Raw genomic sequence first — 9,090 nt, forward strand, 5'->3', positions numbered from 1 at the left:
ATTTTTATCTTTCTTCTAGACGTAATACCAAATCAGCCTATTGTTTTCTTGGGAAAATCTTAAAGAATGTGAAGAAGTGGCAGATTCCACATGTGATCAATACAGATAAAGCACCTACATATTATATTGAAGTGCTATATCACGGTTAAAACGCGAAGGAAAATATCCACTGGATCTTGAGCACAGGCAAATTAAATACAAAAATAACGTGATCGAATGTGATCATGGCAAGTTAAAGCGAATCATCAAGGCCATGTTAGGCTTCAAATCAATGAAGATGGCTTATGCCACAATCAAAGGTATTGAAGTCATGCGAGCACTCCGTAAAGGACAAGCTTCATCATTTTATTATGGTCAGCCTCAGGGTGAAGTCTATCTAGTGAATAGAGTTTTCGGTCTCTGAGTACTTTTTAAAGGAAAAATCATTTTCTCAAATCTCTATTTGTAACAGTGCCATTTCTTTCACCCACAACGAATCAGCGGACTGACCGATGGGATGGTTCTATTGAGAACCGTTCAAGATTTCCTTTGTCTGTAGTAGAGCTTTTATTGACACTGTCAAGAAAGTAAATAGAAAAGATTTTATTGTCGGCTACCGCTTAACTCCTGAAGAAGTTCCTCAAATCACTCATGGTTTAACATTAGAAGATGCACAATATTTTGTAGATCAATTGGCGCAGAAAGACCTCAGTTATCTACATTTATCTTTGCAGGGATATGGGCAAACATCCCGTCGTAATCCAAATGATATTATGCCAATTGTAAAAATAATATCGCAAAAACTTGATGGCCATCTGACATTGATTGGAGTCGGGGATGTTCAATCAAGTGCAGATTTAACACGGGCTTTTGAATTAGGTTATGATTTAGTTGCAGTTGGTCGCGCGTTAGTGACTGAACCACGCTGGTTAAATCTGATATTGAATGATCAACCTGTAATAACAACGATGAATTCATCAGAATGGTTAGAGCGCGTGGTACCTAAAGAAATGGTATGCAATACGAAAATTAATTTTCCAATGACCGTTCTTGAATAGACTTGAACTGACACTGAAAAATCCTATGAGAATTTGGTCAATTAAACCAAAACCCCATAGGATTTTTTAATGGGAGCGGAAACGTAAAAATTTTTATATTATTGATTTAAGAAAATAAAATTAGGTTTAGTATTTAAATCATAGTTAAAGCAAGTAAATATTGTGCAATAGCAAATATAATATGTGCAACAATAACATAGATGTATATTGAAACAGGTGATGGCGTTTTTCTTGCAAAAAAACCACCTCCCATCGCTGGCATCAAAATGCCTAAACCTGCTAATGAACTGATAACAACACCAATAAGGAAGAATGGAAAAATTGTAGGTGCATCAATAAAGTTTACACCCAAAAAAAGAGGAAACATTGCAGCATAAGCAATACCCACAATATAGTGAAAGCCCCAACCCAATATCGCTTCAGTTGTAGTAAATGGAGATGTATTTTCCGAATCAAAGATCAATTTTCCAGAAAAGGCGCCAATAATCCATCTCCCGACGGAAGGCCAATGAGTTCCTGGCATCCAGCCAATTTTTCGAGCTATGTTTGCCCATAAATCTAGGGCAATTGTTGAGCCAACGCCAACAACTAAAATGAAAAGAAGAACATGTAAGAACATCGGATATCTCCAGATAATTTTTGATAAATATGGGGTTGATGTGCTATCGCATAGAATATGATTTCTTTCTCTTTATAGACCATTTCATAGTAAGGAAAAAAATACGTGCACCAATGAAAAGAGCAGTAACATTTTCTAATGACATGAAGAATCATTCTCTTGGCTATTAAAGGCTTTTAGCAGAGTATTCATTATAGGTAAGCTTACAATCAGCTCTATATCAGATGGGAGGTATATGTTTGAGAGTGTAAATTCTGTAAATTTGATGATTAAGAAATAAAAAATTACTGTCATCAGTATGAATTTAATTTTGGCTCAATCATTCTATAACTATCATTAGATTAATTAATCCAAAATAAAAGATCAAGAAAAAACCAATATATTTCTAACATTTCATGATAATAAATTCTGTGTTATTAGAATTTTTCCCTATTTAACGACTACTTCCCCACCACTTTCAATCCAAGCATCAAAACCACCAACCAAATGTGCAATATCCTGAATACCCATTTCTTGTAATGTGAGTGCTGCAAGTGCAGATCTCCAACTAGAGCGGCAAAAAAGAATTATTTTTTTATTTTTTCCCAATATAGGGTTGAAGTATGGACTTTCAGGATCAACTACAAACTCTAAAATTCCGCGTGGAACATGTAAGGCATTTGGTATTGTACCAAATTGATTTATTTCATGAATTTCTCGAATATCGACAAAAATTGTGTTGGCGTTATTAAGAAGTATCTTTGCTTGCTCAAAAGTAAGGGACACAATTTTTTTCTGTGCTTCTTCTACCAGTTCTTTTGAAGATTTTTTTAAAGACATTGAGATTATTCCTTTATTGCTGTTAAAAATTAGGGATTTTTTAAGTGCATGTTGAGTAGCTATGATCGAGAGATACTCAACATACAGCATCAAGCAATCTAATCTAGATTACAGCTCTTATTCAGACAGACTGGCAAGATAACGTTCTACATCTAAAGCTGCCATACAACCACTTGCAGCAGAAGTGATTGCTTGACGATAAACTGAATCGGCTACATCACCAGCGGCAAATACGCCTTCAATACTGGTCTGGGTGCTCATTCCATCTATACCAGATTTGATTTTAAGATAGCTATTCACCATATCTAGCTGATTAGAGAAAATATCAGTATTAGGATGATGACCAATAGCAATAAAGCAGCCATCAACTTCAATCAACTTATTGGATTGACCATTTACATGACTAATTTTTACGCCTTTGACAACAGCACCATCACCAACGATTTCATCTACTTGAGCATTCCACTCAATCTGAACTTTTCCTTCTTCAACTTTCTTAAATAATTGTTGCTGCAGGATTTGTTCAGCTTTTAATGTATCGCGTCTATGAATTAATGTGACTTTGCTTGCAATGTTAGAAAGATATAGAGCTTCTTCCACTGCTGTGTTGCCACCGCCAACGACAGCAACATTCATATTACGGTAAAAAAAACCATCACAGGTTGCACAAGCAGATACACCTTTGCCGAAATATTCAGTTTCAGAGTCTAATCCTAAATACTTCGCACTTGCACCAGTCGCAATAATCAATGCATCACAACTATACTCTTCCTGACCTTTTAGGATAAAAGGCCGATTTGTAAGATTTACCTCATCTATATGATCATAGATAATCTCAGTTCCAAATCGAACAGCATGATCATACATACGTTGCATTAATTCTGGACCTTCGACACCATTAGCATCACCAGGCCAATTATCTACCGCAGTCGTTGTCGTGAGTTGTCCACCTGTTTCACTTCCAGTAATCAAGAGTGGATTGAGATTCGCTCGAGCAGCATATACAGCTGCAGTATAGCCAGCAGGGCCTGAACCTAAAATAATTACGCGTTTATGTGAACTCATTTGATCATCTTCTTACTTATAACTATCAACTAAATCAGCAATTTGCTTAGCAGACATGATTCCTGAGAAACGTGTTAACTCCTTCCCTTCTTTATAAATTACAGTGGTTGGGATACTACGAATGCCATGCATTGCAGCCAAATCAGGTTCTAAATCCACATTGATTTCACCCAGTAAAGCATTTGTACCGATCGCTTCTGCGGCTTGTTTATACATTGGGGCCATTGCTTTGCATGGTGGGCACCATACAGCCCAAAAACGAAATAGTTTTAAGCCAGGTTCAGCGATTAATGTATTGAAGTCATCAGTTTTAATTTCTTTAACAGACATGAAAGTACCTTTTGAGTGAGTTAATCTTAAATCAAGCAGCGTCATTTACTGATTGACGAATTTTGATAGCACTATGTTTTTTGTCAAAATATCCACTCCACAGCACCAGTAAAATGCTAAACGCTACAACTATTGCAGCGGCTGCTCCAGTAGCGAGTAGATCGAAGTGAGCAACAACAATTCCACCTGCCCAGGCGCCTAGAGCAATACCACTATTAAAAGCAGAGATATTCATACTCGATGCAGCATCAACTGATTTTGGAGCATATTTTTCAGCTTGCTGTACCACATAAAGCTGTAATACAGGGATACTTCCGAAAGCCATTGCACCCCAAAGCATAATTAATGGAATCATTAGATAGGGATTGCTTGCAGCAGGTGCAATGCATAACAGCACTAAACTTAAAGTGATAAACATAGCGACCAAGGTGAAAATTGGCCCTTTTTTATCTGCAAGTTTTGCACAGTAAATATTGCCTAAAGTTACTGCAATGCCATAAAACACCAAGACAATGCTGACAGCAGATGCAGAAAAACCTGTAACTTTCTGAAGTATTTCAGATAAATAGGTATAAGCGATAAATGCTCCGCCATAGCCTAGACAGGTAATCAAAAATACAAGCAACATTCGAGGGACAGCAATAACACTTAATTGTTCTATCAGTTTTGCAGGTTCAGGACGTTCAATTTTCTTAGGAAGAAAAATCCATTGAGCAGCAGCTGATGCTAAACCGAGTAAGCTGATAAATAGAAATGTCGCTCGCCAACCAAATAGTTCAGACAAGAACGTGCCCAATGGAACACCACTCACAAGCGCTACGGTTAATCCAGTAAATACCATGGCAATTGCACGCCCGGACTTTTCTTTTGAAACTAGATTGGCAGCAACCACTGTAGCCATAGAATAGAAAACGCCTTGCACCATACCAGCCAATACACGCCCAACCAGTAGCATGGTGTAATTATGTGCTTGCCAAGCAACAAGATTCGCAATAACAAAACAAATCATCAAACCCACTGAGAGTGTTCTTCTATTTAAACGACCTGTTGCTGCAGTGAGTAGCGGCGCAGCTAAAGCAACACCTAAAGCATATAGTGATACGAGTTGCCCTGCAGTCGGGATATTGACATGCATATCAGTTGCAATAGCGGGTAAAATTCCCACAACAACAAATTCTGCCATTCCAATGGCAAAAGCTGCTGCTGCCAGAGCGTATAAAGCTATGGGCATAAAAAACCTATTAATATATGGAATGATTGATCCATAAGTTAATAACTCTTCCCCCAATTGTCAATCTTTTATAGATCGATTAGTCTATAAAAGATTTAAAGAGAGATCAGATTTATGTCTAGAACAGGTCGACCGAGAGAGTTTAATAGAGATAAAGCTATTGATTCTGCAATGAATCTTTTTTGGGAAAAAGGTTTTGAAAGTACATCATTAGCTGATTTACGTCAGACACTAAATTTATCTTCAGCGAGTTTTTATGCAGCATTTGGATCAAAAAAAATACTGTATGCAGAATGTTTAAATCGTTATATGGAAACTTGTGGGCAAGTGACTATTGCGTTGGATGATCTTTCAATTAGCCCACGAAAGGCTATTGAAAATATGCTTCATCAAACGATTTCAATGCAAACATCTACTTTATCACCTTCAGGCTGTATGGCTGTTTTATCGGGATTGAATTGTTGTGATGAAAACAAAGAGGTTGAACAACTGACAAAAAATGTTAGAAAGCAAACTAGAGATGCAATAAGTCGTTGTGTCTTAAGAGGAATTGAAAGTGGTGAATTGCCTGAAAATACCAATGTTGAAGTGATTACTCTCATGATTGATTGCTTTGTCAAAGGTATTGCAATCCAAGCCCGTGATCATGTTTCAAAAGATCAATTATTAGCTGCTGCTGACACGCTACTTCAGTGTTGGAAAGTTTAAAAATTGCATGTTAGATAAGAGTCTTTTAACTGGTATGTTTTTATAGAACCTTCTATTGTCTGCTGATATCTACACAAATTTATTTAAAGAATATAAATATCAAGCAATCAAACCTTCTTGTTAACAAAATAATATAGTTACTATTTTCAATTTGACTATTTATTTTGTGCAAGAAAATAGAGTTGTTTAAACAGGGGATTGGTAAGCGTTAATTTATTCATAGGATTTTTATTCTTTGAAAAAGAAATCATCTTTGTAAAAAATAAGTTACATAAAACATCAAATAAAGCTCTCAAATTATGGATTAATTGATCCATAATTATTTACAGACATTTGCAATTTTTTGTCTATAAATTTACATAGAGGTTTTCGCATGAATATTGATTTGGAATTAACTTGGGAAGGTGGTAAACAAGGCACAGGTATTATTAAGGGTGATAACCTTACAGCTGAAATATCTATACCAACCGTTTATGGTGGACTTGGTACAGGTTCGAACCCTAAAGAACTTTATGTTGCATCAACTGCGGCTTGCTTTATTTCCACTCTTACAGCAATGATCGATGGTAAAAAGCTACCAATTATTAGTCTTTCAGTCGTAACAAATGCAAAAACGAATGATGATGAGTTCTCAATTATCCATCAAGCCAATATTATTTTAGATAGTGAAGCATCATCAGTAACTTTAGATAAAGCGCAGTCATTGGTCGCTCAAGCTGATAAAATATGTTTAATTGGGAATTTAGCGCGAAAAGCAGGGATTAATGTTTCTGCTATTGCGAATGTTACACAAGCACAGTAATAATGATTAAAAGCCATAGTTACAATATTCTTGTTTTATATGTGCTGTTTTTAGGTCTTTTCAGTATTGAAAAGACTTAAAAATTGCGGCTATGTCATAGGCAGATCAGACTTCGACCCATTCATCCAAGATCTAAAAAATGGACTATTATTACTTTGCTAGACAAATTCATAGGCAAAGATTGAAAATTGAATCAACCATCAAATGATTGATATATTAGCACTTAGTATTCTGCTGATAGCATCGTAATAAGATAATCAATAAAAGTGGTGATCCTTCGAGGTAAATGTCGACCAGCAGCATGCACAGCATACAGGTTCACATCTGTCTGCCGAAAATTTTCTAGAGCCGTTTCAAGACGACCAGCCTTTAAATCCTCAATGATGTCATAGTCAGACTTAAGAATGACTCCCACCCCTTCAATGGCCCACTGTCGCAGCAACCCTCCATCATTGGCAGCACGGTTTCCAGAAACACGGACAGAAAGCTCTTTTAAGTCATCATAAAATCGCCAGATGCGTTGAGGATCACCCAATCGTGACAATAACAAGCAATTGTGTTGTGCTAACTCCTCTGGATGTTCTGGCTTTCCATAATGACGCCAATATTCAGGTGATGCACAGACTGAACGCCCAGCTTGTAGAATCAATCGAGCATTAAGACGAGAATCTGTTAATGGACCAGTACGCAAGGCTAAGTCATAGCCCGTTTCTATTAGGTTGACGACTTCGTCACCCAAAAATAGCTCAAACTTAACTTCAGGGTGATGGGCTTGAAAACCATTAATCAGTGCTGACAAACGCGAACGCCCAAAGTCATTGATACACGTTAGCCGAATCGTCCCCTTCAGTCGTCCAGAATCAGCCACTTGATCAATAGCATCATCTAAATCACCAAGGATACGTCGACATTGAGCAAGGAAGTGTTCGCCTTCTGGCGTCAGTGACAAACCACGAGTAGAACGTAACACTAGTTTAGTACCTACATGCGATTCTAAACGTTGTAGACTAGCAGTCACTGCGGATGGAGCAATCCCTCGCATCTTCGCCGCAGCCGATAGGCTACCGTAGTCAGTGATTGCAATAAAATTTCGCAAGTGCGAGAGCAAATCCATGATTTTTTAGACTCTCAAGAAAATAAAGATTAATTTAAAAAAAGCGAGCGAGATGATCATCTGACTTCTAGCTCACTAAAATTAAAGTTGCATGATCAGCTGTAAGTACTTCATTCAGAAAACAGACATAGGTTTTTTTAGCTTGCCATCTAAAAACTCTCTCAAACAACATCTGTGTTTAAACCTCTCCCATTTTAAGATCAGAATTCTAAAAAAGTGAATAAAGAATCCACTTTTAACTCAATTGTTCTCTTTATTTTATGAATATACAATCTAAATTCTTTATAAAAGAATATACAAGAAGATTCACCTATGGTTTGCACAGCTTCTATCTCAACTCGTGGTAGTAGCGGTAATGGTACTGTTGTCAATATTGATGATGGTGGGCGTATTGTCGGAATATCAATTACTATGCCACAAACCTCCTATTTTCTGGAAAGATAGTCTTATGGCAATACAATCAGTAAGCAAACTTTATGAGCCTTTTCAGTTCAAAGAGTTATTGTTCAAAAATCGAATCGTGATGCCACCGATGACTCGGTGTAGGGCTGCACAGCCAGGAAATGTTCCAACAGCACTGATGGCTGAATACTATGGTCGTCACGCCGATGCTGGTCTTATTATCGCTGAAGCAACACAGGTTTCTGAAGATGCTCAAGGGTATTCATTTACGCCTGGCATTCACAGTATGGAGCAAATTGAAGGCTGGAAACTTGTTACAAAAGATGTACATCGCAATGGCGGTCAAATTTTTTTGCAACTGTGGCATACAGGACGGATGTCCCACTCTTGTTTCCATCATGGTACAGCTCCCTTTGCACCGTCTGCACTTGCTACTCCCGAAGATACCTGCGTTTGGATTGCCAATGAAGATGGTCAGGGTGGTACGATGGGCACTGTTGCAAATATAGATCCGAGCCGATGATTTTCCCTTTAAAAATTACTTAAAGACCGAAAACCCTATTCACCAGATAGACTTCACCCTGGGGTTGACCATAATAAAATGATGAAGCCTGTCCTTTACGGAGTGCTCGCATCACTTCAATACCTTTGATTGTGGCATAAGCTGTCTTCATCGATTTGAAGCCTAACGTCGCTCGGATGATCCGCTTTAACTTGCCATGATCACATTCGATTACATTGTTTTTGTATTTAATCTGCCTGTGCTCAAGATCCGGTGGACATTTTCCTTCCCGTTTTAACCGTGATAAAGCACTTCCATATGTGGGTGCTTTATCTGTATTGATCACTTTGGGAATCTGCCACTTCTTCACATTCTTTAAGATTTTCCCAAGAAAACAATAGGCTGATTTGGTATTACGTCTAGAAGAAAGATAAAAATTAATGGTATAGCCAGGTTGGTCA

12 protein-coding genes and 2 pseudogenes are annotated in these 9,090 nt (G+C 37.5%); 7 read left to right on the top strand and 7 right to left on the bottom strand.

Annotation, left to right across the window (positions count from 1 at the left end; translation table 11 throughout):
- The 3 genes and pseudogenes from C1A47_RS17255 to C1A47_RS17265 all read left to right on the top strand — a co-directional run.
- Positions 1 to 403 (top strand): annotated as a pseudogene (locus tag C1A47_RS17255) (DDE-type integrase/transposase/recombinase); the annotation flags it as partial.
- Between the two features lie 53 nt (positions 404 to 456).
- Positions 457 to 537: pseudogene (locus tag C1A47_RS17975) on the top strand (hypothetical protein); the annotation flags it as partial.
- Between the two features lie 134 nt (positions 538 to 671).
- Entirely contained in the window at positions 672 to 1,037 is a 366-nt protein-coding gene (locus C1A47_RS17265; RefSeq protein ID WP_319921971.1) for a hypothetical protein, read from the top strand.
- A gap of 133 nt (positions 1,038 to 1,170) precedes the next feature.
- Here the strand turns inward: C1A47_RS17265 and C1A47_RS17270 are convergent, their stop codons facing one another.
- The 5 genes from C1A47_RS17270 to C1A47_RS17290 all read right to left on the bottom strand — a co-directional run bounded on the left by C1A47_RS17270 (position 1,171) and on the right by C1A47_RS17290 (position 5,101).
- Positions 1,171 to 1,656 carry a DUF2938 family protein gene (locus tag C1A47_RS17270; protein ID WP_111896257.1) on the bottom strand — a complete coding sequence of 162 codons (486 nt, stop codon included), beginning with the start codon at positions 1,654 to 1,656 and terminating at the stop codon, positions 1,171 to 1,173.
- A 429-nt stretch (positions 1,657 to 2,085) separates the two neighbouring features.
- Entirely contained in the window at positions 2,086 to 2,475 is a 390-nt protein-coding gene (locus tag C1A47_RS17275) for a rhodanese-like domain-containing protein (protein WP_111896265.1), read from the bottom strand.
- 117 nt (positions 2,476 to 2,592) lie between these two features.
- Entirely contained in the window at positions 2,593 to 3,540 is a 948-nt protein-coding gene (gene trxB / locus C1A47_RS17280; protein ID WP_111896258.1) for a thioredoxin-disulfide reductase, read from the bottom strand.
- Positions 3,541 to 3,552: 12 nt separating this feature from the next.
- Positions 3,553 to 3,870: a thioredoxin family protein gene (locus C1A47_RS17285; RefSeq protein WP_162625982.1), complete on the bottom strand. Its 318-nt coding sequence runs from the start codon at positions 3,868 to 3,870 to the stop codon at positions 3,553 to 3,555.
- A gap of 31 nt (positions 3,871 to 3,901) precedes the next feature.
- Positions 3,902 to 5,101 (bottom strand): MFS transporter, encoded by a 1,200-nt coding sequence (locus C1A47_RS17290; RefSeq protein WP_111896260.1) that lies wholly within the window; start codon positions 5,099 to 5,101, stop codon positions 3,902 to 3,904.
- 114 nt (positions 5,102 to 5,215) lie between these two features.
- On the opposite strand from C1A47_RS17290, the gene C1A47_RS17295 reads away from it, so the two are divergent.
- Positions 5,216 to 5,809, top strand: a complete 594-nt coding sequence (locus C1A47_RS17295; RefSeq protein ID WP_111896261.1) for a TetR/AcrR family transcriptional regulator — start codon at positions 5,216 to 5,218, stop codon at positions 5,807 to 5,809.
- A 373-nt stretch (positions 5,810 to 6,182) separates the two neighbouring features.
- A complete protein-coding gene (locus C1A47_RS17300; protein ID WP_111896262.1) occupies positions 6,183 to 6,611 on the top strand; it encodes an OsmC family protein in 429 nt (142 codons plus the stop codon).
- A 223-nt stretch (positions 6,612 to 6,834) separates the two neighbouring features.
- On the opposite strand, the gene C1A47_RS17305 is transcribed toward C1A47_RS17300, so the two are convergent.
- Entirely contained in the window at positions 6,835 to 7,725 is an 891-nt protein-coding gene (locus C1A47_RS17305) for a LysR family transcriptional regulator (RefSeq protein ID WP_205669605.1), read from the bottom strand.
- Between the two features lie 312 nt (positions 7,726 to 8,037).
- Here C1A47_RS17305 and C1A47_RS17980 point away from each other — a divergent pair, with 312 nt between their 5' ends.
- Together C1A47_RS17980 and C1A47_RS17310 are read left to right on the top strand one after the other, a co-directional pair.
- A complete protein-coding gene (locus tag C1A47_RS17980; RefSeq protein ID WP_264756277.1) occupies positions 8,038 to 8,169 on the top strand; it encodes a hypothetical protein in 132 nt (43 codons plus the stop codon).
- 4 nt (positions 8,170 to 8,173) lie between these two features.
- Positions 8,174 to 8,650, top strand: a complete 477-nt coding sequence (locus C1A47_RS17310; protein ID WP_111896264.1) for a hypothetical protein — start codon at positions 8,174 to 8,176, stop codon at positions 8,648 to 8,650.
- 19 nt (positions 8,651 to 8,669) lie between these two features.
- On the opposite strand, the gene C1A47_RS17315 is transcribed toward C1A47_RS17310, so the two are convergent.
- A partial coding sequence (locus C1A47_RS17315) for a DDE-type integrase/transposase/recombinase (protein ID WP_162625983.1) occupies positions 8,670 to 9,090 on the bottom strand: 421 nt, incomplete at its 5' end.

The sequence above is a fragment of the Acinetobacter sp. MB5 genome, from assembly GCF_003261585.1.
Classification (GTDB): Bacteria; Pseudomonadota; Gammaproteobacteria; order Pseudomonadales; family Moraxellaceae; genus Acinetobacter.

Excerpts from the sequence above, each read along its gene's own strand:
- trxB (WP_111896258.1), bottom strand. The coding sequence starts at position 3,540 with ATGAGTTCACATAAACGCGTAATTATTTTAGGTTCAGGCCCTGCTGGC.
- C1A47_RS17310 (WP_111896264.1), top strand. The coding sequence starts at position 8,174 with ATGGCAATACAATCAGTAAGCAAACTTTATGAGCCTTTTCAGTTCAAA.
- C1A47_RS17290 (WP_111896260.1), bottom strand. The coding sequence starts at position 5,101 with ATGCCCATAGCTTTATACGCTCTGGCAGCAGCAGCTTTTGCCATTGGA.
- C1A47_RS17275 (WP_111896265.1), bottom strand. The coding sequence starts at position 2,475 with ATGTCTTTAAAAAAATCTTCAAAAGAACTGGTAGAAGAAGCACAGAAA.
- C1A47_RS17270 (WP_111896257.1), bottom strand. The coding sequence starts at position 1,656 with ATGTTCTTACATGTTCTTCTTTTCATTTTAGTTGTTGGCGTTGGCTCA.
- C1A47_RS17295 (WP_111896261.1), top strand. The coding sequence starts at position 5,216 with ATGTCTAGAACAGGTCGACCGAGAGAGTTTAATAGAGATAAAGCTATT.
- C1A47_RS17305 (WP_205669605.1), bottom strand. The coding sequence starts at position 7,725 with ATGGATTTGCTCTCGCACTTGCGAAATTTTATTGCAATCACTGACTAC.
- C1A47_RS17300 (WP_111896262.1), top strand. The coding sequence starts at position 6,183 with ATGAATATTGATTTGGAATTAACTTGGGAAGGTGGTAAACAAGGCACA.
- C1A47_RS17285 (WP_162625982.1), bottom strand. The coding sequence starts at position 3,870 with ATGTCTGTTAAAGAAATTAAAACTGATGACTTCAATACATTAATCGCT.
- C1A47_RS17980 (WP_264756277.1), top strand. The coding sequence starts at position 8,038 with ATGGTTTGCACAGCTTCTATCTCAACTCGTGGTAGTAGCGGTAATGGT.